Below are 26939 nucleotides of genomic sequence, written 5' to 3'. Positions count from 1 at the left end.
CTATTCGAGGTTTCCATGCGATATATCCGAAATTCCGCGCTCGAACGTGTCCCAGCCTCGTTCCCGGTTCAGTCCGTCGCGACAGCCCCACTTTTTCGAATTCTCCCGTCCTTCCGAAACGAAATCAGCGCTCGACTCTGCTCGAATCGGACGCTGATCCTGTGGTTGTATTAGGCAAACGTAGTCTGCGAAATTGCAAACGTTTGCTGCGAAGGAGACTCAGATCTTCGAAAGCGACTGTTCAAGGTCGGCGATGATGTCCTTTACGTCCTCGATGCCGATCGAGAGGCGGACGACATCGGGACCGGCGCCGGCGGCGGTCTTCTGTTCGTCGGTCAGCTGGCGATGAGTGGTCGAAGCCGGGTGGATGACCAGAGAGCGCGTATCGCCGATATTGGCGAGGTGGGAGAAGAGCTCCAGTCCTTCCACCAGGGCCTTGCCCGCCTCGTAGCCGCCCTTGACGCCGAATGTGAAGACCGAGCCTGCACCCTTCGGCGAATAGCGCTGCTGCAGGGCGTGGTTCGCATCGTCTTCGAGACCCGCATAATTCACCCAGGCGATCTTGCTGTGTGCTTTCAGCCATCTGGCGACCGCTATGGCATTGTCGCTGTGACGCTGCATCCTTAGCGGCAGCGTTTCGATGCCGGTGAGGATCAGGAAGGCGTTGAAGGGCGAGATTGCCGGGCCGAGGTCGCGAAGTCCGAGCACGCGTGCGGCGATCGCGAAGGCGAAATTGCCGAAGGTCGAATGCAACACCATGCCGTTATATTCCGGGCGCGGGGTGGACAGCATCGGATAGTTGCCGGACTTTGACCAGTCGAAGGTGCCGCCATCGACGATGATGCCGCCCATGGAATTGCCATGGCCGCCGAGGAACTTCGTCAGTGAATGCACGACGATGTCGGCGCCATGCTCGATCGGCCGTATGAAGTAAGGCGTCGCCATCGTGTTGTCGACGATCAGCGGCAGGCCGTGCCTGTGGGCCACTTCGGCAATCGCCGCGATATCGACGAAGGTGCCGCCGGGATTGGCCAGGCTCTCGATGAAGATCGCCCGCGTCTTCTCATCGATCTGGCTTTCAAAGCTTGCCGGATCGTCGGAATCGGCCCAGCGCACCTGCCAGCCGAAATTCGCGAAGGCATTGCCGAACTGATTGATCGAGCCGCCGTAAAGCTGCCTGGCCGCGACGAAATTCTCGCCCGGACGCATGATCGTATGAAAGACGATGACCTGCGCCGCGTGACCCGAAGCCACGGCAAGCGCTGCTGTACCGCCCTCAAGGGCTGCAACGCGCTCCTCCAGCACCGCCTGCGTGGGGTTCATGATGCGCGTATAGATGTTGCCGAAGGCCTGCAGGCCAAAGAGCGATGCCGCGTGATCGGAATCGTCAAAGACGAAGGCTGTCGTCTGATAGATTGGCGTTACCCGCGCGCCCGTTTCCGGATCCGGCTGCGCACCGGCATGGATTGCCAGCGTGTTGAAACCCGGATCGCTCGTCGCCATGTCGTCCTCCCGTCGCTATCGATGGCGGGAGCATAGACTACGATCCGCAAATGTTAATCGCTTTGCGTTTCAACCATCGGGCGTTGGGAGAAAAATCCGTGCACTCACGCGGCAAGGCGCGGGATTTCGATTGCCGGGCAGCGGTCCATCACAACTTTTATGCCAGCCTCCTCCGCCTTTGCTGCGGCAGCATCATCGCGCACGCCGAGCTGCGACCAAATCACCTTCGGCCGCAAGGGAAGGGCCAAGGCCTCATCAACGACGCCATGGAGATATTCCGAGGCGCGGAACACATCGACCATATCGACCGGCACCGGGATATCGGCAAGCCGGGCATAGACGAGCTGGCCCTGGATCTGCTTGCCTGCCTGCCCGGGGTTGACGGGAATGACATTGTAACCGCGCGACAGGAGATAGCCCATCACGCCGTTGCTCGGCCGGGCCGGATTGGGCGACGCCCCCGTCAGCGCGATCGTCTTCACGGAGTTCAAAATTCCGGCAATGTAATCGTCCGGATAACGGTCGTGATTCATCAGCTTTCCTCCAGTCGACATTATTTGCAGAGAGTTGAAACTGACAGTTCCTTCGGGCGTATATATAGGCATCCGGGTTCCCAAGGAGGAATAACCCATGAAAAAACTCGCTCTCGCTGCAGCACTTTTCCTTGCGGCCTCACCATCGCTGGCGATCTCCCGTTACAATCCGATGTCCATGACCTGCCAAAGTGCCCGCGCCGCCATCCACAATCAGGGCGCCGTCATCTTCCGCTGGACCTCGCCGCGCGGCCTGCCGCTTTACGATCGCTACGTCCGCAACAGCCGGTACTGCGACGCTAACGAATATGCGGAGTGGAAGAACATACCGACCAGAGACGACCGGTCCTGCCCTGTCCTCAACTGCCAGAGTATCGACAATCTGGACGGGATGTTCTTCATACCAAACCACTCCCTGTAGCAAGGGATCGGGACGCGAAAACGATTTCGCAAGAGCCGGAAATACGCAGCTTCCGGCCTTTGTATATCAGAAGCGGCTCGAATTGCTACTTGGGTTTGCATCAAAATCGATATAGCAAAATTATAGAACAATCTCTATATTACAGAAGTATAAATCGAAAATGGACTAAGCGGAGAAATATTATCATCTATTAAGCTTCTTTTGTCTTCGTTTTGTTCCTTTTTCGTTCTTGGGTCTATTAGAAACACCTCATAGTTGAGTGGGAGCAGCCAAAATAAACGTATTTCGAGCGCGCGCACTACGCCCCGATGTTGCTGCAGGTGAACGCCGGAACCGAGCATGACAATTCTCATTTTCAAGCAGGAGACCAGCCACCGGTTGCAAAATCCGCTCGCAAGATTGATTTTCGCGTCAGCACGGCCCATACCCATTCTCCCCAGATAGCCTTCCCTTTCTCCCATTCCGGTCCGCATCGTGCCCCTCGACGTCATTCTGCTCGTTCTTTTCGGTGCATTCCTGCATGCGACATGGAACGCGATCATCAAGGCGGGGACCAACAAGTCGCTGGACGCGGCACTTGTTTCGGCCGGCGGGGCAGTGGCGGCGCTGCCGTTCCTGCCCTTCCTGCCGCTGCCGCAGCCAACGGCCTGGCCTTTCATCGGCGCGTCTGCCGTCCTGCAATTTGCGTATTTTCAATTGGTCGCGGCCGCCTACCGCGCAGGCGATATCGGCCTCGTCTATCCGCTGATGCGCGGCTGCGCGCCGCTCCTCATCACCGCCACAAGCGGCTTCGTGTTGAACGAAAGCCTTTCGGGCGGCGCGCTCATCGGCACGATGACGATCTGCGCCGGCATTCTGACCCTTGCCTTCGAGGCGCGGAGCGGCAGCAAGCATGCCATCATGCTCGCGCTCGTCAACGCCTGCGTCATCGCTACCTATACCTATGTCGACGGCATCGGTGCACGCGTCTCCGGCAATGCGGTGTCCTATACGCTGTGGATGGCGCTGCTGCCGCCCGTGCTGCTCTTTGCATGGGCGATCTCGCGCCGCGGCCTTCTCGCGGTCGCGATTCATGTCCGCTACAACTGGTGGCGCGGTCTGATTGGCGGCACCGGTTCGATCGCCTCCTACGGGGTCGCCCTCTGGGCCATGACCAAGGCGCCCGTCGCCACCGTCGCCGCCCTGCGGGAAACGTCGATCCTCTTCGCGCTCATCATTTCGGTGCTGGTCCTGAAGGAGAAAGCCAGCCCATGGCGTTATCTCGCAGGCGTGATCATCGCGAGCGGCGGACTGATCCTGAAGCTCGGGTAAGACCTACGCGGCAGATTGCGCTGGAATACCTCGTTTGAAATCCGCTCGCCGCCCTCACGTTTTGCAACAGCCAGTCGAACGCAGATTGCAGATTGAGCCAAAACTGGGATTGTTTCCCGTCTTCGAAGCGAAAGCACCGATGCCAATGGCCATTGATTGTCATTGCCCACTGACCTTTCCGATCGCCGCTCAACGCAGCACGACTCACCTTTTGGCCTTGTCTACTCGTCCCGGAGAGTATCGAGCGCGCTACTCGCCGGTCCAACGCGGCATCCGTTTTGCAAGAAACGCGCCGATGCCCTCTTCCGCGTCTGCAGTCAGCATGTTTTCGACCATCACCTGGGCCGCGTGGCTGTATGCCTCTTCCGTCGGCATTTCGAGCTGGCGGTAGAAGGCCTCCTTGCCGATCTTCAGCGTCAACGGTGATTTCGAAGCGATGACGGAAGCGTATTTGGTCACGACCTGCGTCAGATACTGCTTGGGTACGATCCGGTTGACGAGGCCGAAGTCCTTGGCGGTCGAAGCATCGATCGTTTCGCCGGTCAGCAGCATTTCCATCGCCTGCTTCCGGTGCGCGGCGCGTGTAACGGCGACCATTGGCGTCGAGCAGAACACCCCGATATTGACGCCAGGTGTGCAGAAGGTCGCGGTGTCGGTACAGATCGCAAGGTCGCAGGAGACGACGAGCTGGCAGCCGGCTGCGGTCGCAAGCCCGTCGATCTGCGCGATCACCGGTTTCGGCAGGCGGATGATCTCCAGCATGAGATCGGCTGCAAGTGCAAATGTCTCCTCGAAGAAGGCCACCCCGCCATCGGCATCGGCACGATGCTCCGTCATCTCCTTGAGATCGTGCCCCGCAGAGAACACGTCGCCGGTCGAAGCGATGACCACTACGCGGACTTCGCTGTCTTCAGCGGCTTTCTGAAGCTCGCCCATCAACAGTTCCATCACCGCGATCGAAAGCACGTTCGCCGGCGGGTTGTTGAGCGTGAGCCGCAGCACGCCATCGGAAAGCGAGCGGGTAACGAGGACGCTCCCATCCTCGTTTGCGCCCTTCCGGAAGGATACGACTTCGGCCATGGTCTAACTCCTTACATTGCGTTTTCGTGCTAACAGTTCTGTCACAAGCTATCGGCAATTTCGAGGAGAAGCGATGCAGCCGGTCATGACGATCGAGGAGGTCCACCGGTTTCTGGAGACCGATTTCCCGCAGATCCACACGGACGGGCGCGTCTTTACCGTGACGGACATTGCGCCCGGCAGTGTCTCGACGCGATTTGATCCGTCCGAAAGGCATCTGCGCCCTGGCGGCACCGTGTCCGGTCCTGCCCTCTTCACGCTGGCGGACGTCACCGCCTATGCCGCGGTGCTTGTCCATGTCGGCCCGGTTGCACTTGCCGTCACTACCAGCCTCAACATCAATTTCCTGCGCCTGCCGAAGCCGCAGCCGACAACCTGCACCTGCCGGATCCTCAAGCTCGGAAAGCGGCTCGCAGTTATCGAAGCCGCCATCTTTCAGGAAAATCCGGCCGAGTTGGTGGCCCATGCGACGGCAACTTATTCGATTCCACCGCGATAAATTTACGGTATCATATTACCTCATCATCAACATATTGATTTTGTTTGGTATTTTTTACAGCGTCTCAGATAGGTGATGTTGACCGCTAAGGCCTTTCCCTCTATACACCGCGCCAGAAACGCAGCCTTTCCGGGCTGCTTTCTTTTTGGCACGCTTTCGGGTGCGTCAAACCAAGCAACAAGAAACGCCCTTGGCCCTCAGGCACAGGGATCCAGAAGAGAGAATTACTATGGCAACCTTCTCCCAGAAGCCTGCAGAGGTGGAGAAGAAGTGGGTGATCATCGACGCCGAAGGGCTTGTCGTTGGCCGCCTCGCTTCCCTCATCGCCATGCGTCTGCGCGGCAAGCACAAGGCAACCTTCACGCCTCACGTTGACGACGGCGACAATGTTATCGTCATCAATGCCGACAAGGTCGTTTTCACCGGCAAGAAGTATTCCGACAAGGTCTACTACTGGCACACCGGTTATGCCGGCGGCATCAAGGAGCGCACCGCTCGCCAGATCATCGAAGGCCGCTTCCCGGAGCGCGTCCTCGAGAAGGCCGTTGAGCGCATGGTCCCGCGTGGTCCGCTCGGCCGTCGCCAGATGAAGAACCTCCGCGTCTACTCCGGTTCCAACCATCCCCATGAAGCACAGCAGCCGACCGTCCTCGACGTCGCCAAGCTGAACAAGAAGAACGTAAGGAGCGCCTGACAATGGCTGACCTCTCTTCCCTGAAGGATCTCGGCACGTCGTCGGAAGCAGCTGCTCCGGTTCACGTCCGCAAGGTCGACTCGCTTGGCCGCTCCTATGCGACCGGCAAGCGTAAGGATGCCGTAGCCCGTGTTTGGCTCAAGGCCGGCTCCGGCAAGATCACCGTGAACGGCAAGGACTTCACGGCATACTTCGCCCGTCCGGTCCTGCAGATGATCCTGCGCCAGCCGATCGTCGCTGCAGCCCGCGACGGCCAGTTCGACATTGTTGCAACGGTTGCAGGCGGTGGTCTCTCCGGCCAGGCCGGTGCCGTTCGTCACGGTCTCTCGAAGGCCCTCACCTATTTCGAGCCGGGCCTTCGCGGCGTGCTCAAGAAGGGCGGCTTCCTGACCCGCGACAGCCGCGTCGTCGAGCGTAAAAAGTACGGCAAGGCCAAGGCCCGCCGTTCGTTCCAGTTCTCGAAGCGCTAATCGCTCCAGAATACGGATTTTGCGAAGGCCGGGTTTTTCCCGGCCTTTTCTTTTTGCCATCGCTCGCGCCCGCCCTCAGATCGGCAGCTCTGTCGTCGACTTCAGTTCGCGCAGGACGAAGCTCGAAACCACATTGCGCACATGTGGATTGCGCATCAGGTAGCGTGTCATGAAGGCCTCGTAGGCCTCGACGTCGCGCGCCCTGATCTTCAGCATATAGTCGAACGTCCCCGATAGCGCATAGCATTCCATGATCTCGGGCCGGTCGCGCACTACGGCGGCAAAGGCTTCGATCGCCTCTTCGTGGTGGTCCTCCAAGGTTACATGGGCGATGATGCAGAGCTTGAGATCGAGCTTTGCCGGATCGAGGAGCGCCACACGCTTGCGAATGACCCCTTCCGTCTCGAGTTCCTGCATCTTGCGCCAGGCGGTGCTTTGCGACATGCCGGCCTTTTCCGCCAGCTCGGCGAGCGATAGACTGCTGCCGGCCTGCACAAGCTGCAGGAGCTTGCGGGCCCCCTTCAAATTTTCTTTCATTCTTTCCCCTCCTCACGGATTATTCTCCCATTTTCCAACCATAATCCGGCAATGCTGAAATGTTTACCCGCGTTCCCAGGGATATAATGGTGACATGATAGTCGGGGGTTGAAATCGCCCGGCTCATTGGATCAGAGGACGGGAGGTCGCCCATGACCAAGGAAAGCACCTACACGGCGAATTTGCCGGATGCGGACGGCATCTATCACTACACCGCTGAGGAAGACCAAATCTGGAGCGAGCTCTATCAGCGCCAGATGACGCTGCTCGCCGACAAGGCCTGCCGGGAATATCTCGACGGCGTGAAGACCCTCGGGTTGAAGCCGGAAAAGGTTCCGCAGCTTCGCGACGTCAATCGGCGTCTTAACGAAACCACCGGCTTCGGCGTGCAAGGCGTCCCTGCCCTCATCCCACCGTCGCGCTTCTATGAATTGCTGTCGCAGGGCAAGTTTCCGCTGGCGACGTTCCTCCGGCGCCGCGAGCATATCGATTATATCGAAGAGCCGGATATCTTCCACGAGGTCTTCGGCCATTGCCCGCTGCTGACCAATCAGAGCTACGCCAATTTCGTCCGCCGCTTCGGCGAGAAGGCCGTCGGCCTCGGAAAGGGGTATTCCTGGCATCTGTTTCGGATTTTCTGGTTCACTGTGGAATTCGGCCTCATCAACACGCCGCAGGGACGCCGCTGCTTCGGCGCCGGCATCGTCTCCTCGCCCAACGAGACGCGGGCGGCAATGGAAGGCAAGGCATGCGAATTCCGGCCCTTCGACCTGATGACAGCGCTCAGAACGCCCTACCGGATCGATATCGTCCAGCCGATCTACTACGTGATCGACAGCTTTTCGCAGTTGGAGTCGATCATCGAGGAAGATATCGGTGCCCGCATCAACGAGGCCAAGGCTCTCGGCGACTTTCCGCCGGCATTCGAAGCCAAGGCGTCCTGAGCGACGGGAATTTAGTTTCGTTCGGGGCTTGCCTTGTCGGCCCTGATTGTCCAACGTCCCGCCAACATGTGGAGGGACGCCATGGCAGAGAAGTCGATCGATCACGCCTTTATGGCGACCAGCCTCACATCCTCGGCCACTGACCCAACCTTTGCCGGAGCGCTCTCCTTCATGCGGCGTCGATTCACCAAGGTTCTGACAGGCGCCGACGCCGTCGTCTGGGGTATTCCCTTCGATGCGGCAACGTCCAACCGGCCGGGAACGCGTTTCGGGCCGCAGGCGATCCGCCGCGCCTCGGCGATCTTCGACAACGATCCGCAATATCCCTTCAATCGCGATCTCTTCGCCGAAATGGCGGTAATCGACTACGGCGACTGCCTGCTTGACTATGGCAATCACCAGGAGACGCCGGCGGCAATAGAGCGGCAGGCAAATACGATTCTTGACAGCGGCGCCTTCCTGCTCACGCTTGGCGGCGACCACTATGTCACATGGCCGCTCCTGAAGGCACATGCCGCCAGGCACGGTCCCCTGGCGCTGGTGCAGTTCGACGCGCATCAGGATACCTGGCTCGATGATAACCAGCGGATCGATCACGGCTCCTTCGTCGCACGCGCGGCCCGCGACGGCATCATCGACCCGGACCGCTCCATCCAGATCGGCATCCGCACCCACGCGCCGGAGGATTTCGGCATTCGCATTCTCTACGGCCATCAGGTCGAAGAAATGAATGCCCCTGAGATCGCCTCGGCAATCGTCTCGCACACCAAGGACGCTCCGGCCTATCTGACCTTCGATATCGACTGCCTCGATCCGGCCTATACGCCAGGCACCGGCACGCCAGTTGCGGGCGGGCCGTCGAGCGCCAAGATCCTTTCGGTCCTGCAGCGCCTGCAGCAGCTCGATATCCGCGGCGCAGACGTGGTCGAGGTCTCGCCGCCTTATGATCACGCCGATATCACCGCCATTGCAGGGGCGACGGTCGCGATGTATATGCTGGGGCTCCGCGCCGAGAGGCACGCAGCGGCACGCTAGGCCGTTATCAAACTGATTCAACTTCATGGCACACTGATTCCGGAAGCAATCCGAACTCATTGAAAGCGCAGGATTATCATGGCACCGAAAATCTTCATCGATGGCGAACACGGCACAACGGGTCTGCAGATTCGCACGCGCATGGCCGGCCGCCGCGATGTCGAGCTTCTATCCATTCCGGAGGCTGAACGCCGCAATGCCGCGATGCGCGAGGACATGCTGAACAGCGCCGATATCGCCATCCTCTGCCTGCCCGACGATGCGTCGAAGGCAGCCGTCCAGATGATTTCGGCGAACAACAATGTGCGCGTTATCGACACGTCGACCGCCTTCCGCGTCAATGCCGGCTGGGCTTATGGCTTTGCCGAAATGGACAAGGAGCAGGCCGAAAAGATCAGGGCCGCCCGTTTTGTCGCCAACCCCGGCTGCTACCCGACGGGCGCCATCGGCCTCATCCGGCCGTTACGCGCTGCAGGTATTCTGCCGGACGGCTATCCAGTCACCGTCAATGCGGTCTCCGGCTATACCGGCGGCGGCAAGCAGATGATCGCACAGATCGAAGACCAGAGCCGCGACGATGCAATCGCCGCGCCGCATTTCCTCTATGGCCTACCGCTCACACACAAGCATGTGCCGGAGATGAAAATCCATGGCCTGCTCGACCGAGCGCCAATCTTTTCGCCTTCGGTCGGCAAGTTCCCGCAGGGCATGATCGTCCAGGTGCCGCTGCATATCGACGATCTCTCGGGCAATGCGACGCTTCAAAGCATCCATGCGGCCCTGACAGCGCATTATGTCGGTCAGGATATCGTCACGGTCGTTCCGCTCGAGGAAAGTCGTACACTTGCCCGTATCGATGCCGTCGAGCTTGCCGGGAAGGACACAATGAAGCTCTTCGTGTTCGGCACGCCGGGCGCCAGTCAGGTCAACCTCGTCGCTCTGCTCGACAATCTCGGCAAGGGCGCCTCGGGTGCGGCCGTCCAAAACATGGACCTTATGCTCGCCTCCTAAACCTTCCGGAGCCCCGCGGACATGCCGATCGATACGCTTTCGGCCGGCGTTGCTGAATGGCTTTCCGCTGCGCTGCCGGATCACGGCATCTATGCGCTAATCTTCTTCGCCTTCATTGCCGGGCTCGCGCGCGGCTTTTCGGGCTTCGGAGCGGCGCTGATCTTCATTCCGCTTGGCGGCGCGATCGTCGGCCCGAAGCTGATTTCGCCCGTTTTGCTTCTCATCGACGGGCTTGCGACACTTGGGATGATCCCGCCTGCCTGGCGCAGCGCCAACCGGCGTGAAGTCTTCGCGATGGCGATCGGCGCGGCTCTCGGCGTTCCCGCCGGCACAGTTGCACTTGCGCTGATGGATACCTTGACGCTCCGCTGGATTATCACCGCCGTCGCTATCTCGCTGCTGGCGCTCCTCGTGTCCGGCTGGCGCCATCACGGCGAGCCGCGCGCGCCGCTCAGTGCCGGCGTCGGCCTCATCGCCGGTCTTTTCAGCGGCGCGGCACAGCTTGGCGGCCCGCCGGTCGTTGCCTATTGGCTCGGCGGCACGAGCGACTTCACCCGCGTCCGGGCGAATGTCATCCTCTACTTCTCGGTCTCCACCTGTTTCAGCGCAATCAGCTATTATGCCGGAGGGCTTTTCGTGCAAGCCGTCTTTGCTCTGACGCTCGTCATTCTGCCGGGCTATGCGCTCGGCCTCTATGGCGGCTCGAAACTGTTCGGCTTGGCGAAGGAGAGCACGTTTCGGCTGATCTGCTATCTGCTCATCGCCGCGGCCGCCATCATCGGCATGCCAGCGCTCGACGGGATTTTACGGTAAACGCCTGACGCAACCTCCTGCTCAGTCCCTTTCCGCAATCATCGTGTCGTGCGCAAACTCACCGTAGAAGCCGCGCCAGTTGGCGACCGCGAAGCCCAAGACGATCAGTGCGCCTGCCTGATGTAAGACACCCCAATGAAGCGGGACCTGCAGGAGGAGCGTGGCGATGCCGATTGCGGCCTGCAGCGTGACGAGCGCGAAGAGGACGACCGCGCGGCGGGCATGCGTGCTTTGGGGAGCTGCGCGGAGCGCAACCACCATATTGATGAAAGCGAGCCCGAAGAGCACGTAGGCGCCGGCGCGATGGATGAATTGAACGGTCTTCGGGTTTTCGAAGAAATTGATCCAGGCGGGCTTTTGGATGAGAAGATCGGAGGGGATGATCGCGCCGTCCATCAGCGGCCAGGTATTGTAGGCGAATCCGGCATCAAGACCGGCCACCAGCGCGCCGAGATAGATCTGGAAGAGCGCAAAAATCGCAATTATCGCGGCCCATGCCCGCGAGCTTTCGGTAGGCGCGGCGTCATTCGAATGCGGGGAAAGGCCGCGCATGATCCACATGCAGGCGGCGAAAATCAGACAGGCCATGACGAGGTGCGCCGCGAGGCGATACTGGCTGACGTCGGTCCTCACCGAAAGACCGGACGAGACCATCCACCAGCCGATGAAACCCTGCAGGCCGCCGAGCGCCAGGATGCCGGCGAGCGGCCAGCGCAGCCGCCGTTCGACCATGCCCGTCAGCCAGAAAAAGACAAGCGGCACAGCGAAGATGACGCCGATCCCGCGGGCGATCAGCCGGTGGGCCCATTCCCACCAGAAGATGGTCTTGAAGTCCTCCACCGTCATGTCGCTGTTTAGCTGCTGGAATTCGGGGATGCGCTGGTAGAGCTTGAATTCTTCCTCCCATTCAGCGGCAGTGAGCGGCGGAACGACGCCGTGGATCGGCTTCCATTCCGTGATCGAAAGGCCCGAATTGGTAAGTCGCGTCGCGCCGCCGACGAGGACGAGACAGACGAGCGCGAGGAGCACGAAACCCAGCCAGATGCGCAGTGCGCGGCGGTTCCGGTCCAACCTGCGGACCTCGCTCAAGATCGCCCGTTGTGTGGTCAAGTTCGCGACGGCCATGATTGTTCCTTCTTTCCGGCAGTTGATTTGCCCCAACGGCTCATGCAAAACAAGCCCCGAACCTTTGCGGCATGCCGTCGCGCGGGTCCACATACGCCGGAAAGAGAATTCATGCCCGTCCGCTTGCGCAAATTCATCGGCACGATCCTCATTGTCGTTCTCGTGCTTCTTTATGCGCTTCTGGCGAACACGATTGCCGTCGCGACGCTTGGGGAATCGTCGTGGTGGGTCCACCTCCTCTATTTTTCGGTGACGGGCCTTGTCTGGGTCCTGCCGGCGATGCTGATCATCAAATGGATGGCCGGTCCGCGGCAGAAGTGAACGCCGTTAACGCCGGAATAACCGTGATCCGCGGAAAAGACGGTCTGCCCTCTTGCATTTAAGCCAAATGAAGGCGCTCGCCCTTTATGCTTCAGGCCAAGCCATCTTGACCGGAGAAGACCCGTGCAGACGCAAAAGCTCGATGCCCATCAACAACCGCTCGACAAAGCGGCGAAAGCCGAGGCAGGCATTGCGAGCCTTCGCTCGTTGAGCGCGGAACTCGATGTCACGGTCTTCGACACGATGGCGCCGCTCGAAAAGGATTGGCGCGCCTTGGAGCGGGACAATCTGACGTCTCTCCATCAGGGCTATGACTGGTGCCATAGCTGGGTCGGCGCCTATCGGCGGCCGCTCGCCATTTTGCGGGGCGTCTGCGGGCCAGAAACGGCCTTTATCCTGCCGGTCGAAATCGAGCGCTCCCATGGCGTGCGGATCGCGAAATTCATCGGCGCCAGTCACAGCAATATCAATACCGGACTTTTCACGGAGCGATTTCTCCACTGCGCCGTTGACCTCGATGCGCATTGCTTCGCCGAGAGCCTTCGTCACGCCCTTCGCGACAAGGCCGATCTGCTGCTCTTGCAGAACATCCCGCTGGAATGGCGCGGCCGGAAGAGCCCGCTCGGTCTGTTGCCGTTGGTGCAGAACCAGAACCACGCCTATCAGCTGCCGCTGCTTGAAAATTTCGAGGTGACGCTCAAGCAGTTGAACTCCAAGAGCCGCCGGAAGAAGTACCGGGTGCAGTCGAAGCGGCTCGAAGCCATCGGCGGCTTCGACTATGTCGCTGGCGGGACGGCCGTCGAGCAGCACGCCCTGCTTGACCAGTTCTTCGCTCAGAAGGCCGAGCGCTTCAAGGCACTCGGGCTGCCCGACGTGTTTGCCGATGCCGAAACGCGGACTTTTCTCCATGGCCTGATCGATATCCGCGGCGGGGACGATTTCGGGCTTGAGATGCATGCGATCCGCCTCAAGGGCGAAAACGAAGGGCATATCGCTGCGCTATCCGGCATCTCGCGCAAGGGCGATCACGTGATCTGCCAGTTCAGTTCGATCAACGAAAGCATTGCCGCAGATGCAAGCCCGGGCGAATTCCTCTTTTGGCAGATGATTTCCCGATTGCACGGGACGCGCGCCGCCCTCTTCGATTTCGGTCTCGGCGATCAGGTCTACAAACGTTCTTGGGCACCGATCGAAACGGATCATCACGATGTGGTGCTGCCGCTGTCCTTCGTGGGACGTATCGCCGGGCTTGCGCACCGGGCCATCACGCGGAGCAAGGCCCACATCAAGGCACGGCCCGGCCTCTATAAATTCGCGCAGCGCGCTCGTTCAAAGATTGGCGTCTGATCAGGCCGCGCGGCGCGGGAGGTCCTCCGCGATTGTCTCGTCGCCGGACATCAGCACGACGCGCTGATAGCCCGCCTTTTCGAATTCCGTCATCGCGAAGACGAATTCCTCTTCGATCACGTCCGGCATCGAAAGGATGATCTCGACATCCTTGCTGTGCGTCAGGCGGGAGACCCCGGCAACATCGGCTGCGCCGCACTCGACAATCACGAGATCATAGGCTGAGGATAATGCGTCCAGCAGTAGCGAAAGCCGGTCTGCGCCGCGCATCGCCTGGCGGATGTCGCTGATGCCCTGCGGGATCAGGTGAGCGTCTGAATCGCGGTCGCCATGGATCGTTTCGCCGAAAGCGGCAGCACCGCAGAGCAGATCGGTGACGCCCGGTGCGTTCGGGTCGTCGCCCATCAACTCGGTCGGGTAGCCGGAGCCGGTCATGTCGACCAGAACCACGCGCTGACCGACGTCGGCAAGTGCGCGGGCCAGCGAAACGGTCGCCGCGGAACCATCGTCGCCAGTCGGCGATATCGCGACAGCGAGCGTTGCCCGGCTGCTCGTGAGATAATCGGCGACAGAGCTGATCGAGAATTCGTTTTCTTCTTCCAGAGGTGCAGGCGCCTGCTGCGCAGGCTCCTCTTCCACCGGTGCTGAAAGCATGCTGGGCTTGACGTCACGCTTGGCTTTCGGCGCGGCGGCGGCCTGCGTTTTTTCTTCGATCGGCGCAGCAGGCTCGACACTGCCGTCGACCGGACGCAGTGCCCGGCCGCTGAAAAGTTCGGCGAGCATGATGACGATCGCGCTCATGATCAACGTCGCGACGGCAGCGACGGCAACGATCGGCACGACCTTCGGGAAGTACGGATCGACAGGCTCGATGGCGCGCGAGACGATGCGCGCATCCGCCGGACTCGAATTGCTGTCGGCGCGGGAAGCAGCTTCCCGGTAGCGGGCGAGGTAGGTTTCGAGCAGCTGGCGCTGGGCGTTCGCCTCGCGCTGCAGGGCATTGAGGCCGACCTCGTCTTCGCCCGCCTGGGCGCTGTTTGCCCGCAACGTGCCGGACTGGCGCTCGAGTTCGGCAGCACGAAGGCCGGCGACCTTCGCCTCGCTCTCTACGCTGGCCAGGATCTTTTGCGTTTCCTGGCGGATCTGCGTCTTGATGTCGGCAAGCTGCGCCCGCAGGCTCTTCAACTTCGGATGGTTGTTGAGCAGCGACGTGCTGAGATCGGAAATCTGCGACTGGAGGCCAGACTCAGTGGCTTTTAGCCGCTGCATGGACTGCGAGGACATGATGTCCGGCAACGTATCCGACGCCTCACCGGAGGCGAGCGCGTTGCGGACGGACTGGGCGCGCGCCTCGGCATTCGCCTTTTCGCCGCGTACGCGGGTCAGCTCAACGGAGATATCGTTCAGCTGCTGCTGCGGAAAGTTGCTGCCACCGTTCGTCGGCAGGAGGCCGTGCTTGGCGCGGTATTCGGCAACCTTCTGCTCGGCATCGTTTACCTTCTGGCGAAGGTTCTCGATTTCCGGCTCGAGCCAACGGGTGGCCTCCGAGTTCGTATCGAGTTTGGCGCCGCTTTGCGTCGCGAGATAGACATTCGCCATGGCATTCGGAATGCGCGCAGCAATCTTCGGATCCTTCGACGTGAAGGTGATGCCGATGACGCGCGAACCGGGAACCTGGTAGACCTGAAGGCGCTTGATGAACGCATCGATCACGCGCTCTTCGGGCGGATTTTCAAGCGGGTTCTTCTTGATATGCAGTGCCACAAGGATGTCGCTCAGCGCAGAGCCTTTGACGGCATCGTCGAATTCGGGCAGCTCATAGAGCTTCTCGCTGTTGATGACCTGCTTGATGATATCGGCGGACTGCAGAAGCTGAACCTGGCTCGCAATGTTCAACTCGTCGAGCAGCGGTCCGGCATTGCCGTCGTTCGATTGGGTGTTGGCGAAAGCCGGTGCACGCTGCTCGATCAGCAGACGCGTTTCGGCACTGTATTTCGGCGAGATCATCTTGGCGCCGGCAAAGGCGACCCCTGCCCCGATCAGCGTGACGGCGAGAACCTTCAGCCGGCGGGCCCAGACGGCTCGAACGAGCTGGCCAAGGTCGATGTCCACATCCTGATTACCCGTTACGCCGGACATACTCTCACTCCGAGAACAAACATGGCCCGAAGTGTAAACGACTATAGTAACCTGACGGTTAATGTCGCCGCCATAAGCAAAGCGAAGCGTGACCGGGCAAAAAGCAAAAAATGCGGCGCAGTTTTTACCAGCCATTAACCCTAACGGATCGATAACGGCAGCACCGAGTTCGTTTCCTGTGAGCATAACGCGGATGCTTTTCGTCCAGCCCAAGACGCTTCTGGCTCTGAGCCTTGTCGCCATGACGGCGGCATTGAGCGGTTGCAACACCTATAAGCCCGCGCCGAGAGCTTTCAATCAGGCAACGATCCAGCCCTATACGCTCGACAGCGGCGACCGCCTGCGCATCACCGTTTTCGATCAGCCGAGCATGACCAACACCTATATGGTCGATCAGGCAGGCTACATCGCCTTCCCGCTCGTCGGACAGGTGCCGGCGCGCGGACGCACGCTGCAGCAGCTTTCCGGCCAGATCGCCCAGAAGTTGCAGCAGGGCTATCTGCGCGATCCCGATGTGACGATCGATGTCGACCGCTACCGTTCCATCTTCATCATGGGTGAAGTCGGCCAGCCGGGCCAGTATTCCTATGTGCCGGGCATGACGGTGCAGAACGCGATCGCCGTTGCCGGCGGCTTCACCTCCCGCGCCAATCAGGGCACGGTCGACGTCACCCGCAAGATCAACGGCCAGGTGCTGACCGGGCGCGTTAACATTTCGTCCTCAATCATCGCCGGCGACACGATCTATGTCCGCGAACGGCTGTTCTGATCGCTGATGGCAGAACAGCGCCCCCTCCGCATACTCCATTGTTTCAGATCGCCCGTCGGCGGGATATTTCGCCATGTCCGCGATCTGGTGGAAGAACACAGCACGGCCGGGCATGAGATCGGCATCCTCTGCGACAGCTCCACTGGCGGCGAGCACGAGGACCGGCTATTCGACGATATCCGTCCCTTTCTCTCGCTCGGGCTGACGCGCATACCGATCCGGCGTTCCGTAGCGCTTTCCGATATCGGCGTGATATGGGAGACATACAAGAAGATCAAAAGTTTGCGGCCGGACGTGCTGCACGGACACGGCGCCAAGGGCGGCGTGCTCGCGCGCCTTGTCGGCTCAGCCTTGCGGGTGAACAGGTATCGCGTAGCCCGCCTCTATACCGCCCACGGCGGAAGCCTGCACTATTCCCGCTCGTCGCTCACCGGACAATTCGTTCTGCGGATGGAGCGGTTGCAGGAATATTTCACTGATGCCCTCGTCTTCATCTGCGAATACGAGCGCGACACCTATGCGAAGAAAGTGGGCCGGCCGAGACCCATGACGCGGCTGATCTACAACGGGATCGGGGAGCGGGATTTCCAGATCATTCCCACACGATCCGATGCCGTACATTTCATCTATGTCGGCATGCTCCGGGACCTTAAGGGTCCCGATCTGTTTGTGGATGCATTTGCCAAGACCGAGCGGCTGATTGGTCGCCCTCTTTCCGCGCTGATGATCGGCGACGGCCCGGACCGGGAGAAATACCGCGACATGATGGTCGAGCGCGGCCTCGGCAAGCGCATCGGCATGCTGCCGCCGATGCGTGTGCAGGAAGCCTTCGCGATGGCGCAGAACCTGGTGGTGCCATCCCGCGCCGAAGCCATGCCCTACATCATCCTTGAAGGGCTCGGCGCGGGAAAGACAGTCATCGCCAGCCGCGTCGGCGGCATTCCGGAAGTGCTTGGCAGGAGCAGCCCCGCCCTCGTCGCGCCCGACAACGCGGATGACCTTGCCCGCGTCATGGCCGACGCGCTGACGACACCCGGCTGGCATAATGCCGTGATGCCTTCGGTCGACTCGGTGAAGTCCGTTTTTTCCTCTTCCGTGATGGCAAGAGATGTCCTGAAACTGTACCACGCGCTCGCGGATGGGTCTTCAGCCTCCGAAACCTATGAAGCATCCGTAAATCTTTCTTAGGGCCTTTCTGCTAATGCCGTTTGAAACAACGAGCGGCTGAAGCCCCATGAACAAAGCAGAAAAGAGCGATCAGTTCGACGTCGAAGCCCTGCGCAAGCGGGTTTCCGCTGCCAATGCAGACGGCGGCGGGAAGGAAACGCCGGGAGAGATCAACGCCTATGCCCGGCAGATCGCCGAACAGTTCCGCGAGGGAACGCGTTCGCCGTCGATGGTCATCGGCCAGCTGCGCCTCTTCGAATTCGTCTCGCAATTTGCAATCGGGCTGCTCGCCTTCCTGATCTGGCCCGGAGACGGCAGTGAAAGCCTTGGCGCGCGGGCGGGCATAGCGGCCGCCGCGGCGGCGTTGGGCGTCATGGCGCTGCAGCTTGCGGATACCTATTCCATTCCGGCGCTGCGGGCCCGCATTCGCCTTTTACCGCGCATCTTCGGCGCCTGGACGGCTGCCTTTGCCATAACGGAAGTGATCTTTTCGCTCTTCCGCGACCTCGCATGGGCCCAGATAGACCTGCATGTCGCCTGGTTCTCGCTTGCCTCGCTCTTCCTGCTCGGCTCACGCTTCCTGGTCGCCTACGGCATCCGCAACTGGGCGCGCAACGGCGTCATGGAGCGCCGCGCCGTGATCGTCGGCGGCGGCGAACCCGCCAAGGATCTGATCCGCGTTCTCGAGCAGCAGGCGGACAACGACATCCGCATATGCGGCATCTTCGACGACCGGGGCGAGAAGCGCTCGCCGGTCATGGTCGCCGGCTATCCGAAGCTCGGCACCGTTGCCGAACTGGTCGAATTCGTACGGCTGACCCGGATCGACATGCTGATTATCGCGCTGCCTCTCAGCGCCGAGGCCCGCATCCTGCAGCTTCTCAAAAAACTTTGGATCCTGCCGGTCGATATCCGCCTTGCGGCACATGCCAACCGCCTGCGGTTCCGGCCGCGTGCCTATTCGCATATCGGCTCCGTGCCGATGCTCGACATTTTCAAGAAGCCGATCCGCGATTGGGACTCGGTCGCCAAACGCGGCTTCGACATCTTCTTCGCATCGCTTGCGCTTGCCTTGCTCTGGCCGGTGATGATCCTGACGGCCATTGCAATCAAGCTGACGTCCAAGGGTCCAGTCTTCTTCATGCAGAAGCGGCACGGCTTCAACAATGAGGTCATCAACGTCTTCAAGTTCCGCTCGATGTATACCAACATGAGCGATCACAACGCCAAGATCGTAGTGACCAAGGGCGATCCGCGCGTGACGCCGGTCGGCCGCTTCATCCGCAAATCCTCGATCGATGAATTGCCGCAACTGTTCAATGTGCTGAAAGGCAATCTCTCGCTCGTCGGCCCCCGGCCGCACGCAGTCCTGGCGCAGACCAAAGATCGCGCCTGGGGCGACATCGTGGAAGGCTATTTCGCGCGTCACCGTGTGAAGCCCGGCGTGACTGGCTGGGCGCAGATCAACGGCTGGCGCGGCGAGATCGACAATGACGACAAGATCAAGTTCCGCACTGCCTACGACCTCTACTATATCGAGAACTGGTCGCTCTGGTTCGATCTCAAGATATTGTTCCTGACGCCGGTGCGGCTGCTCAACACGGAAAACGCCTATTGAGCGCGATCGAGGCGGCATATTCGCGCGTCGCCCAACCGCAGCGTGCAGCACTGCGCTTCATCGGCTCGGCGATGGTTGCCTTCGGCGTCTTCCTCGCTGGCTTCGTCATCAATGAGCCTGCGCCTTACGAACTGTGGATGGCGGGGCTCGTCGGCATCTGGTTCATCCTCGGCCTCCGAATCTCGCGCTTCACAGCGATGCTTCTGACCCTGCTCCTGACTTTCAATGTCGGCGGCATGCTTTCACTGACGCAAATGAAGGACATGACCGGCGGACCGATGTATGTCGCGGTCTCGACCTTCCTTGCCCTGACCTCGGTCTTCTATGCGGCCATCATCGAAGACAGCGCCAAGCGGCTGCCGCTGATCTTCAATGCCTGGGTCTTTGCAGCCGTCATCACCTCGTTGCTCGGTATACTTGGATATTTCCATGCCTTTCCCGGCGCCGAGGTCTTCACGCTCTACGACCGCGCAAAGGGCGCATTCCAGGATCCGAACGTCTTCGGACCGTTCCTCGTCGTACCGTCCCTCTATCTCATCCACGGCATTTTGACGCGCGACCTGAAGACCTCGCCGTTGCGCGCCGCCGCGTTACTGATCGTTGCGCTCGGCGTATTCCTGTCCTTTTCGCGCGCCGCCTGGGGCCTCTTCCTGCTCGGTGTGGTGCTGCTCATCTTCCTGATGCTGCTGAAGGAGCGAAGCGGCGTTTTCCGGCTGCGCATCCTCATCCTCTCGCTTCTGGCGATCGTTTTGATGGTCGCAGCCCTTCTGATCGCGCTTCAATTCCCGCAAGTCAGCGATTTGTTCAGCGCCCGCGCACAACTCGTCCAGGAATATGACGGCGAATATCTCGGCCGTTTCGACCGCCACCGCATCGGCTTTCAGATGATGATGGAAAGGCCGCTCGGACTCGGACCGATGGTGTTCGGCACTATCTTTCCGGAAGACGAGCACAATATCTGGTTGAAGACGCTGACGACCTATGGCTGGCTCGGCTTCGTCTCCTACGTGTCGCTACTCGTGTGGACGCTTTACCTCGGCCTCAAGAACCTTCTCAGGGATCGGCCCTGGCAACCTTATCTGATGATCGCATGGATCTGCATCATCGGCCACGCGGTGATCGGCAACGTGATCGACATCGACCATTGGCGGCATGTCTATCTTCTCTTCGGCATCGTCTGGGGGTGCGCTGCGCTCGAACATCGCTGCCGGCAGAATTTCCCCGGCCAAAGTGCGGCTTAAGTACTTGAGAACGGCGGCATTCGCGCTAAACTTCCAAGCATGATCACAGGTATGCAGATACGCGGCGCGCGCGCCATGACCGGGATGAGCATCGATGAGCTTGCCTCTGCGGCGGGCCTGACGCCGGAAGCTATAGAGGCACTCGAAGACGGCGACGGAATGGGCGAGCCCGGCGCATTCCTTGCCGCCAAGCACGCGCTGGAAGCAGCCGGCGTGATCTTTATCGCAAGCGGCAATCAGGACGAAGGCGGCCCCGGCGTGCGTCTGCGGGCGCGCACGTCAAGCGACGACGGCATTCGCCCCGAAAACCTCAACGCCGCCAACGACGACTGACGGTGGCCCGCACACGGAACCAAAGGGATCTTCACGCGTTTTTCCTTCGATATCAAAATGTTGGGGAAAACATCTTGAACCGCAGCAATGGTCTCTATTTCGTCATCGGCGCCTTGGTCGTCGTCATCATCGGCCTTGGCGCCTATATTTTCAATGAGGAACGGAAGCCCGATGGCATCGAACTCCGCATCGGCCAGAACGGCATTTCCGTCGAGGAGAAGTGAGTGCTAGAAATAGGCTTTCGCGAGGGCGGCGAGTTTCGTGCTGTCCTTGGCGCCCTGGCGATAGAGCTGGATGATCAGCGCGCCGAGGTGCAAGGCTTCGGGCGTGTTGCGACTTAGTCCCCTCGCCTTGCAGACGACATCCAACACTCCGGAAATCACATCCAGGTCCTCCGAAAAGAGCGGCAGATCACGGGGATGAAAAGGTGTATCGAGCATCGAGCGGCACTTCCCATGAGGGCGAAAGCACAACCGCATCATTCGCCAGCCGCCCATCCATGGCCGACGATATAGATAATATGCGCGCCGATTTCCGGCTTGGCAACTGGAACAAATGTCTCGGGGTCGCAGGCTGGTTTCCGGCGCGCCTGCGCCTGTGCCGGCCCCCTGACTGGCGGTTCTGCCTGCCTTTTTTGCATGCCAGTCGAGCTTATGCTTTCCCGCATAAAACAGAGCACCATTTTCTTCTTGCACCAGAGGCGCGCGACACGGAAACGTTGCGCCGTTACGCGACAAAACATTTGAAGGCTAACAGGAATGGGAATTCGACGGACGATTTTGATAGCTTCACTGGCATTATCCGGCTGCACCAGCGGCTCCGAAGGAATCGAGCCGATACGCGGAAGCATCACATATGGAGGCCAGCCACCGGCGCGGCTTAGCAAATCGCCGCCCGGCTCTGTTCTGCCCCATCAGTTTATCGACCCGACCGGCCGATGGGTGGAAGAAACCTACATCATTCAACCGGACAGAAGCCTCAAGCTCGTAAGACGGCGTGATGTGGTCGACAGCGCCGATTGAGTAGACACCAGCAAAAGGAAAGGCCGGTGCGATACCGGCCTTTCCTTGGAAGCACATCGGCTACTTGTTACCACATAGTTCTGCCATGTCGGTCTGGTCGTCGCCGCGGCCAGGAGAGGTCCGCGCCTTATCGTACGCAGAGCAATTGCTTTCCATGGAACCTCCCCGTGTCATGGTCGTGCTGCCAGTTACATTGGGATCAACCGCAGTAGGCGCATTGCCATTGTCGCCGAAAGGATAGTCTTCCCCTTCCTGCACCGATGGCGGCGAATTCGTTGAGCCGGCCGGAGCGCCTTGGCTCTGGGCATAGGAAGCCGATGTTGCCATGCCGAGGGCCAGAATGGATGCTGCTAAAAGTTTAATACGCATAATGTCCTCCAGTGTTGCGTGGGTGACGGCAGGCTAACCTGGGGGGACGGGGCTTGTTCCGGGAAAAACCGGCACTGCATGATAACAACTCATCACACTTTCGCGAGCGGCCGGTTTCTTCCGGCTTCGCTTCATGAGGAGCTCTCGCTCAGGTTTTTCCTGAAATTTCAATGTGATAAATGGTGGGGGCGACTGGACTTGATGGAGGCTCCGGGAAGGGGGATTTCGCAATCGCGACGACTGAAGCGTGACCAGATATCTGCGTCCTTTCAACCGTGCAACGCCCGCGACGATGGGCATTCGCTGCCAGCTGGCCCTTACGCGAGCGAGACGTTTTCGAAGCGGACTCGGACGAGTTCTTCCACAAGCGCTGGATTTGCACCTGGGGTCGACTGCGGCGTTCCGAGCCAGGTGACGCCACCGTCATCGATTTCGCAAGGCAGCCAGATCCTTCTGCGCGTGCACCGACACCAGAACAGCCTTGATGATGAACATCCGTAAATTGTTGAATCTAATGCCTTTTAACTTTGTTTAGAGCCCAAAGTCACTGTTCCAGACAGAAATAGCGGCCAGTCGGGACCTTGCCCCACCAGCCGCCTTTTCGGATGCCCAATAATAACTCGTTGGATTAACGAGTAAAAATCTCGGAATGGCCGGATTTGAACCGACGACCCCTTGACCCCCAGTCAAGTGCGCTACCAGACTGCGCTACATTCCGTCACATGCCTCATTCGGTAGGCCTCAACAACTTCGCTGGTCTCATATCGAACCAGCGCCCCTTGATCCAGTCAAGTGCGCTACCTGGTTGCGCTACGCCTCGACCTGCCGAAACAGCTTGTTTCGTTTAGTTTTTCGTGTCGCCCAATGCAAGCGGAAAAAGCCGTACTCCGCGCAAAAAGGCGATGTGCCACTTAGGCTCCGACAATTCCGATTCCGATGCCGCCGATTGTCGTCACGGTCCATGCCTCGTAGTCCGCAATCGAGAAATGCGGTGTTTCGAAGGGCGTGGCATGTGTCGTGGTAATGACGGTGACATCGGCTCCTGCACCTTCTCCCGCAAGTATGCCCGCAACCGCGTCTTCGAAGACCAAGCAGCGTTTCGGATCGACGCCCAGGCGGCTGGCGCCGAGCAGGTAGCATTCCGGGCTGGGCTTGCCTGCCTGGACTTCCTCGCCGGTGACGATGACCTTCGGCATCGGGATGCCGGCGGCGGTCATGCGTCGCTTGGCGAGTTCAAATGGGGCGGAGGTGACGATCGCCCATCTGTCGGCGGGAATGCCGTTCAGAAAGCGGATTGCGCCGGGGATCTGCACGATACCGTCGACGTCTTCCATTTCCTCGATCAGAAGTTTTTTCGCTTCAAGCACCGGATCCACACCGGGAAGTGCCAGTTGACGGATGGTGTCGCTGGCACGGACGCCGTGTATCGTCTTCAGGAACACTTCCGGCTCGAGGCCGTGATCCTTTGCCCAATCGCCCCAGATGCGCTCGACGACCGCTATGGAGTTAAGCAGCGTGCCGTCCATGTCGAAGAGGAATGCATCATAGGCTTTGCCGGGTACATTGGGAGAGGACACAGGGGAATTCCTTGTGAAATGGGGCTTCGTAAGCGGAAAGGCGGACGGAGATCAGGATCGCTCTCCCTGTTTCTCCTGGCGGTTCTCAACGCACGAGTCCTTTCGTGCGATCCTCTCTAAACAGATGCCGGCGGCTTTGCCAAGGTCAGTGCCACGGCAGCGCAGAAGCAGCAGGCGGCTGTGACGTTTCCGGAACAACGGTTCCGCGGGACGTTTTTTCATCAAGGCTGGGTAGGAAAAGGAGATTTGTCCTATGCGCAAGACCATGCTGGCTACGGCCGCCGTAACGCTGACGGTCTGCTCTGCCGCCTTCGCGCAGAGTACGGTAATCGTCGACCCTGCACCCACCGGCTCCATCGTGTTGCCGGGCGAAGTTCGCACCTATGTGATGGAGCAGCAGGTACCTTCTGTCGTCTATGAGGGCGACGTCGTCGTCGGAACGACGCTTCCGGAGACCGTCGGAATCCACGAGGTCCCGGATATGGACGGTTATGCTTATACCGTTGTTAACAATCGTAGAGTGATCGTCGAACCTCAGACGCACCGCGTCATTCAAATCCTCGAGTGATCCGATCAGGCGCGAAGCTCAGAGCTTCGCGCCCATGTTCCTCCCCAGGCCAGCAGACGGCACAGGCTTTCCATCCTCAGGGAGCCTTCTCAATGCTCTGTCCGCATCCGGCGATGAATAGCCATTCCCGGCGCATGACGCGTGCTGTTCCGCCAGCCGCAAGGCGAGCGCTACCGCTGGTAGTGTTGGATTCGCCTGCCCTCCCATCGGAAAGACGCTGCTTCCGGGACATTCCATCGGACGCGGCAATCGGGTGTCGATACCGCCTGGTGAGCTGCCCGTAGGCCGATCTGGTGATAACCGTCCAGTGACTGGCCACGGACCGCATTCCTCGGGCGCATAGATTTTTAGCGCACCTGATCGAGAAGGCGCTTGCATTCCAGAAGATCGTAGAGCGCCTCCTGCAGAAGCGCCCTGTCCTCCTTGCTGACGCTCGACTTGCCAATTGAGACTTCAGACTGATCGTCGTCGCCGGCGACGAAATTGAAGAAGCGGCGGGTAATCGGCGGCTTTGCGCGGCCGACCAGCTGATCCTCCTCCGAAATGCCGACGCGCGGCTCACCCGGGGCGCTGTCCCTGCCACCCGCGGCAAGCGCCTCGACGCTGGCGAGATCGCCTTGCGCGACAGCGACGACGAATTTGTTGCCGTTGGTCTTCAGGAGCTTCTGAACGCCCTTGATCGTGTAGCCGTGGTCGTAAAGGAGATGCCGAATACCCTTCAGCAGATCCACGTCTTCCGGCCGGTAATAGCGGCGCCCACCGCCCCTCTTCATCGGCTTTATCTGCGGAAAGCGCGTTTCCCAAAAACGCAGAACGTGTTGCGGCAGATCAAGGTCGTCAGCGACTTCGCTGATTGTTCGGAAGGCATCGGGGCTCTTGTCCAAGGTCGTACTCCCTACGCGATCACCGGTGGCGGTCCAAACCGCGACTCATCATATTTCAACGGTTTGCGGCGTTGAATTCAAGTCATGTCTTCGCATAGCCCACAAGCCGGAAAGCGCGATTGGAGGAAAATGATCAGGAGGCAGCAATCGGGGACAGGTATTCAACTTATCCTTTGACCCTTACATCGCCGGATTTGCCGGCTTCTGCTTGACCTTGCGCAGGGTGTGCGCCTTGAGAATACGGGTCTTCAGGACGTTCGAAGCCTTGAAAGTCATCACCCGGCGGGGCGAGATCGGCACTTCTTCGCCCGTCTTGGGATTGCGGCCGATGCGCTCGTTCTTATCGCGGACCTGGAAGGTGGCGAAGGAGGAAAGTTTGACGGTTTCGCCACGGACGATGGCGTTGCAGATTTCGTCGAGCACGGTCTCGACGAGTTCGGCGGATTCGGTCCTGGAGAGACCGACCTTCCGGAAAACCGATTCCGCCAGGTCTGCTCGCGTCACTGTCTTTCCGGTCATGGTCTCCCCGCCAATTCTACAAAATATTTTTTAAAAGCGAGCAAAGACTATTTGTCTTGCGCCTTACGGTCAAGCTCTTGTTCGTCGCCAGTTTTTTGCGATTCTTCGCCGTCACCAGCGCAGCAGCAAAGCACCCCAGGTGAAGCCGCCGCCCATCGCCTCCAGCATCACCAGATCGCCTTTCTTAATGCGTCCATCGCCTGCTGCAGTGGCAAGTGCGAGCGGGATCGAGGCGGCTGAGGTGTTGCCGTGCAGGTCGACAGTGATGACGACCTTCTCGGGAGCGATATGCAGCTTCTTGGCGGAGCCGTCGATGATGCGGCGGTTCGCCTGGTGCGGCACAAGCCAGTCGAGATCTCCGGCGGTCGTACCCGTCGAATCGAAGGCGGCCTGAATCACGTCGGTGATCATGCCGACGGCATATTTGAAGACCTCGCGGCCCTCCATGCGCAGCTTGCCGACGGTGCCGGTGGTGGACGGGCCGCCATCGACGAAGAGTTTCTCCTTGTGCGAGCCGTCGGAGCGAAGATGCGCCGTCAGGATACCGCGATCGGCTGTCGTACCCTCGCCTTCGGCAGCCTCGATCACGATCGCGCCGGCGCCGTCGCCGAAGAGCACGCAGGTGGTGCGGTCGTTCCAGTCGAGGATGCGCGAGAAGGTTTCCGCACCGATCACGAGGGCACGCCTGGCGAGGCCGCCACGGATATAGGCGTCGGCCGTCGTCACGGCATAGACGAAGCCGGTGCAGACCGCCTGAACGTCGAAGGCGAAGCCGTGGTGCATGCCGAGACGGTTCTGGATATTGACCGCCGTCGCCGGGAAAGTGTTGTCCGGCGTCGAGGTGGCACAGATGATGAGATCGATATCGGCAGGCGTCAGCCCTGCCTTGTCGAGCGCCGCACGCGCAGCCCGCTCGCCGAGCGAAGACGTGGTCTCGTCGTCGCTTGCGATATGTCGCTGGCGGATACCGGTGCGCTGGACGATCCACTCGTCAGACGTATCGACGACATCCTCCATCTCGCGATTGGTCATTACGCGTTTCGGAAGTGCGGCTCCGAACCCGCGAACCACTGAACGGATCATTCTGGT

32 protein-coding genes and 1 tRNA gene are annotated in these 26939 nt (G+C 60.0%); 19 read left to right on the top strand and 14 right to left on the bottom strand.

From position 1 onward, the window contains the following. Positions 1-219 precede the first annotated feature (219 nt). Both A3C3_RS0111700 and A3C3_RS0111695 read right to left on the bottom strand, forming a co-directional pair. Positions 220-1503: an O-acetylhomoserine aminocarboxypropyltransferase gene (locus A3C3_RS0111700; RefSeq protein WP_022714795.1), complete on the bottom strand. Its 1284-nt coding sequence runs from the start codon at positions 1501-1503 to the stop codon at positions 220-222. 104 nt (positions 1504-1607) lie between these two features. Next, positions 1608-2036 (bottom strand): CoA-binding protein, encoded by a 429-nt coding sequence (locus A3C3_RS0111695; protein ID WP_022714794.1) that lies wholly within the window; start codon positions 2034-2036, stop codon positions 1608-1610. A 97-nt stretch (positions 2037-2133) separates the two neighbouring features. Between A3C3_RS0111695 and A3C3_RS0111690 the strand changes: the two genes are divergently transcribed. Both A3C3_RS0111690 and A3C3_RS0111680 read left to right on the top strand, forming a co-directional pair. Further along, positions 2134-2457 (top strand): hypothetical protein, encoded by a 324-nt coding sequence (locus A3C3_RS0111690; RefSeq protein WP_022714793.1) that lies wholly within the window; start codon positions 2134-2136, stop codon positions 2455-2457. Positions 2458-2931: 474 nt separating this feature from the next. Beyond that, entirely contained in the window at positions 2932-3768 is an 837-nt protein-coding gene (locus A3C3_RS0111680; RefSeq protein ID WP_022714791.1) for an EamA family transporter, read from the top strand. A 249-nt stretch (positions 3769-4017) separates the two neighbouring features. Here A3C3_RS0111680 and A3C3_RS0111675 read toward each other — a convergent pair whose 3' ends face one another. After that, positions 4018-4848: an enoyl-CoA hydratase gene (locus tag A3C3_RS0111675; RefSeq protein WP_022714790.1), complete on the bottom strand. Its 831-nt coding sequence runs from the start codon at positions 4846-4848 to the stop codon at positions 4018-4020. A gap of 73 nt (positions 4849-4921) precedes the next feature. Here A3C3_RS0111675 and A3C3_RS0111670 point away from each other — a divergent pair, with 73 nt between their 5' ends. From A3C3_RS0111670 to rpsI, 3 genes are all read left to right on the top strand, one after another. Next, entirely contained in the window at positions 4922-5347 is a 426-nt protein-coding gene (locus A3C3_RS0111670; RefSeq protein ID WP_022714789.1) for a PaaI family thioesterase, read from the top strand. Positions 5348-5576: 229 nt separating this feature from the next. Continuing rightward, positions 5577-6041 (top strand): 50S ribosomal protein L13, encoded by a 465-nt coding sequence (gene rplM, locus A3C3_RS0111665; RefSeq protein WP_022714788.1) that lies wholly within the window; start codon positions 5577-5579, stop codon positions 6039-6041. Positions 6042-6043: 2 nt separating this feature from the next. Continuing rightward, a complete protein-coding gene (gene rpsI / locus A3C3_RS0111660; RefSeq protein ID WP_022714787.1) occupies positions 6044-6511 on the top strand; it encodes a 30S ribosomal protein S9 in 468 nt (155 codons plus the stop codon). Between the two features lie 75 nt (positions 6512-6586). Here the strand turns inward: rpsI and A3C3_RS0111655 are convergent, their stop codons facing one another. Further along, positions 6587-7048, bottom strand: coding sequence for an Lrp/AsnC family transcriptional regulator (locus A3C3_RS0111655; RefSeq protein ID WP_022714786.1), 462 nt, complete (start codon positions 7046-7048; stop codon positions 6587-6589). 152 nt (positions 7049-7200) lie between these two features. Here A3C3_RS0111655 and A3C3_RS0111650 point away from each other — a divergent pair, with 152 nt between their 5' ends. From A3C3_RS0111650 to A3C3_RS0111635, 4 genes are all read left to right on the top strand, one after another. Then, positions 7201-7992: a phenylalanine 4-monooxygenase gene (locus A3C3_RS0111650; protein WP_022714785.1), complete on the top strand. Its 792-nt coding sequence runs from the start codon at positions 7201-7203 to the stop codon at positions 7990-7992. An 81-nt stretch (positions 7993-8073) separates the two neighbouring features. Further along, positions 8074-9027: an agmatinase gene (speB, locus tag A3C3_RS0111645; protein WP_022714784.1), complete on the top strand. Its 954-nt coding sequence runs from the start codon at positions 8074-8076 to the stop codon at positions 9025-9027. Between the two features lie 78 nt (positions 9028-9105). Then, positions 9106-10038 (top strand): N-acetyl-gamma-glutamyl-phosphate reductase, encoded by a 933-nt coding sequence (gene argC, locus A3C3_RS0111640; protein ID WP_022714783.1) that lies wholly within the window; start codon positions 9106-9108, stop codon positions 10036-10038. A 21-nt stretch (positions 10039-10059) separates the two neighbouring features. Beyond that, positions 10060-10851: a sulfite exporter TauE/SafE family protein gene (locus A3C3_RS0111635; RefSeq protein ID WP_022714782.1), complete on the top strand. Its 792-nt coding sequence runs from the start codon at positions 10060-10062 to the stop codon at positions 10849-10851. A gap of 21 nt (positions 10852-10872) precedes the next feature. On the opposite strand, the gene A3C3_RS0111630 is transcribed toward A3C3_RS0111635, so the two are convergent. Beyond that, positions 10873-11976 carry a COX15/CtaA family protein gene (locus A3C3_RS0111630; protein WP_022714781.1) on the bottom strand — a complete coding sequence of 368 codons (1104 nt, stop codon included), beginning with the start codon at positions 11974-11976 and terminating at the stop codon, positions 10873-10875. 111 nt (positions 11977-12087) lie between these two features. Here A3C3_RS0111630 and A3C3_RS0111625 point away from each other — a divergent pair, with 111 nt between their 5' ends. Together A3C3_RS0111625 and A3C3_RS0111620 are read left to right on the top strand one after the other, a co-directional pair. Continuing rightward, positions 12088-12297, top strand: coding sequence for a DUF2842 domain-containing protein (locus A3C3_RS0111625; protein ID WP_022714780.1), 210 nt, complete (start codon positions 12088-12090; stop codon positions 12295-12297). A 123-nt stretch (positions 12298-12420) separates the two neighbouring features. Further along, on the top strand, positions 12421-13644 hold the full coding sequence (locus A3C3_RS0111620; RefSeq protein ID WP_022714779.1) for a GNAT family N-acetyltransferase: 1224 nt from the start codon (positions 12421-12423) through the stop codon (positions 13642-13644). Here the strand turns inward: A3C3_RS0111620 and A3C3_RS0111615 are convergent, their stop codons facing one another. After that, positions 13645-15783: a GumC family protein gene (locus A3C3_RS0111615; RefSeq protein ID WP_022714778.1), complete on the bottom strand. Its 2139-nt coding sequence runs from the start codon at positions 15781-15783 to the stop codon at positions 13645-13647. 193 nt (positions 15784-15976) lie between these two features. Between A3C3_RS0111615 and A3C3_RS0111610 the strand changes: the two genes are divergently transcribed. The 6 genes from A3C3_RS0111610 to A3C3_RS46030 all read left to right on the top strand — a co-directional run bounded on the left by A3C3_RS0111610 (position 15977) and on the right by A3C3_RS46030 (position 21135). After that, a complete protein-coding gene (locus tag A3C3_RS0111610) occupies positions 15977-16552 on the top strand; it encodes a polysaccharide biosynthesis/export family protein (RefSeq protein WP_022714777.1) in 576 nt (191 codons plus the stop codon). 6 nt (positions 16553-16558) lie between these two features. Next, on the top strand, positions 16559-17740 hold the full coding sequence (locus A3C3_RS0111605) for a glycosyltransferase (protein ID WP_022714776.1): 1182 nt from the start codon (positions 16559-16561) through the stop codon (positions 17738-17740). Positions 17741-17786: 46 nt separating this feature from the next. Further along, positions 17787-19337, top strand: coding sequence for an undecaprenyl-phosphate glucose phosphotransferase (locus A3C3_RS0111600; RefSeq protein ID WP_022714775.1), 1551 nt, complete (start codon positions 17787-17789; stop codon positions 19335-19337). Then, positions 19334-20578 carry an O-antigen ligase family protein gene (locus A3C3_RS0111595; RefSeq protein ID WP_022714774.1) on the top strand — a complete coding sequence of 415 codons (1245 nt, stop codon included), beginning with the start codon at positions 19334-19336 and terminating at the stop codon, positions 20576-20578. The genes A3C3_RS0111600 and A3C3_RS0111595 overlap by 4 nt, the downstream gene beginning before the upstream one ends. 39 nt (positions 20579-20617) lie before the next feature. Next, positions 20618-20911 carry a helix-turn-helix domain-containing protein gene (locus A3C3_RS0111590; RefSeq protein ID WP_022714773.1) on the top strand — a complete coding sequence of 98 codons (294 nt, stop codon included), beginning with the start codon at positions 20618-20620 and terminating at the stop codon, positions 20909-20911. Between the two features lie 74 nt (positions 20912-20985). Next, the gene (locus A3C3_RS46030) at positions 20986-21135 is read left to right on the top strand and encodes a hypothetical protein (protein WP_022714772.1); all 150 of its coding nucleotides are present in this window, start codon (positions 20986-20988) and stop codon (positions 21133-21135) included. Positions 21136-21138: 3 nt separating this feature from the next. Here the strand turns inward: A3C3_RS46030 and A3C3_RS0111580 are convergent, their stop codons facing one another. Then, complete coding sequence (locus A3C3_RS0111580; RefSeq protein WP_022714771.1) at positions 21139-21351, bottom strand: hypothetical protein; 213 nt, start codon at positions 21349-21351, stop codon at positions 21139-21141. Between the two features lie 38 nt (positions 21352-21389). Continuing rightward, positions 21390-21761 (bottom strand): hypothetical protein, encoded by a 372-nt coding sequence (locus A3C3_RS45165; protein ID WP_156890781.1) that lies wholly within the window; start codon positions 21759-21761, stop codon positions 21390-21392. Between A3C3_RS45165 and A3C3_RS46910 the strand changes: the two genes are divergently transcribed. Then, the gene (locus tag A3C3_RS46910; RefSeq protein WP_084796939.1) at positions 21670-21933 is read left to right on the top strand and encodes a hypothetical protein; all 264 of its coding nucleotides are present in this window, start codon (positions 21670-21672) and stop codon (positions 21931-21933) included. The genes A3C3_RS45165 and A3C3_RS46910 overlap by 92 nt on opposite strands. Before the next feature lie 60 nt (positions 21934-21993). Here A3C3_RS46910 and A3C3_RS38175 read toward each other — a convergent pair whose 3' ends face one another. The 3 genes from A3C3_RS38175 to A3C3_RS38170 form a co-directional block, all read right to left on the bottom strand. Then, positions 21994-22302 carry a hypothetical protein gene (locus A3C3_RS38175; RefSeq protein ID WP_022714768.1) on the bottom strand — a complete coding sequence of 103 codons (309 nt, stop codon included), beginning with the start codon at positions 22300-22302 and terminating at the stop codon, positions 21994-21996. 644 nt (positions 22303-22946) lie between these two features. Beyond that, a tRNA-Pro gene (locus A3C3_RS0111560) sits at positions 22947-23020 on the bottom strand. Positions 23021-23213: 193 nt separating this feature from the next. Next, positions 23214-23879 (bottom strand): HAD family hydrolase, encoded by a 666-nt coding sequence (locus tag A3C3_RS38170; protein ID WP_022714767.1) that lies wholly within the window; start codon positions 23877-23879, stop codon positions 23214-23216. Between the two features lie 253 nt (positions 23880-24132). On the opposite strand from A3C3_RS38170, the gene A3C3_RS0111550 reads away from it, so the two are divergent. Continuing rightward, complete coding sequence (locus A3C3_RS0111550; RefSeq protein ID WP_022714766.1) at positions 24133-24447, top strand: DUF1236 domain-containing protein; 315 nt, start codon at positions 24133-24135, stop codon at positions 24445-24447. A 347-nt stretch (positions 24448-24794) separates the two neighbouring features. Here the strand turns inward: A3C3_RS0111550 and A3C3_RS0111545 are convergent, their stop codons facing one another. From A3C3_RS0111545 to A3C3_RS0111535, 3 genes are all read right to left on the bottom strand, one after another. Beyond that, on the bottom strand, positions 24795-25331 hold the full coding sequence (locus A3C3_RS0111545; protein ID WP_022714765.1) for a MerR family transcriptional regulator: 537 nt from the start codon (positions 25329-25331) through the stop codon (positions 24795-24797). Between the two features lie 180 nt (positions 25332-25511). After that, positions 25512-25850 carry an integration host factor subunit alpha gene (locus A3C3_RS0111540; RefSeq protein WP_022714764.1) on the bottom strand — a complete coding sequence of 113 codons (339 nt, stop codon included), beginning with the start codon at positions 25848-25850 and terminating at the stop codon, positions 25512-25514. A gap of 111 nt (positions 25851-25961) precedes the next feature. Next, positions 25962-26933: a beta-ketoacyl-ACP synthase III gene (locus A3C3_RS0111535; protein WP_022714763.1), complete on the bottom strand. Its 972-nt coding sequence runs from the start codon at positions 26931-26933 to the stop codon at positions 25962-25964. Positions 26934-26939 lie beyond the last annotated feature (6 nt).

The sequence above is a fragment of the Rhizobium mongolense USDA 1844 genome (assembly GCF_000419765.1).
Taxonomy (GTDB): domain Bacteria; phylum Pseudomonadota; class Alphaproteobacteria; order Rhizobiales; family Rhizobiaceae; genus Rhizobium; species Rhizobium mongolense.
Note: the sequence above shows the minus strand (reverse complement) of the source record. Positions and strands in the feature narration are given on the sequence as shown.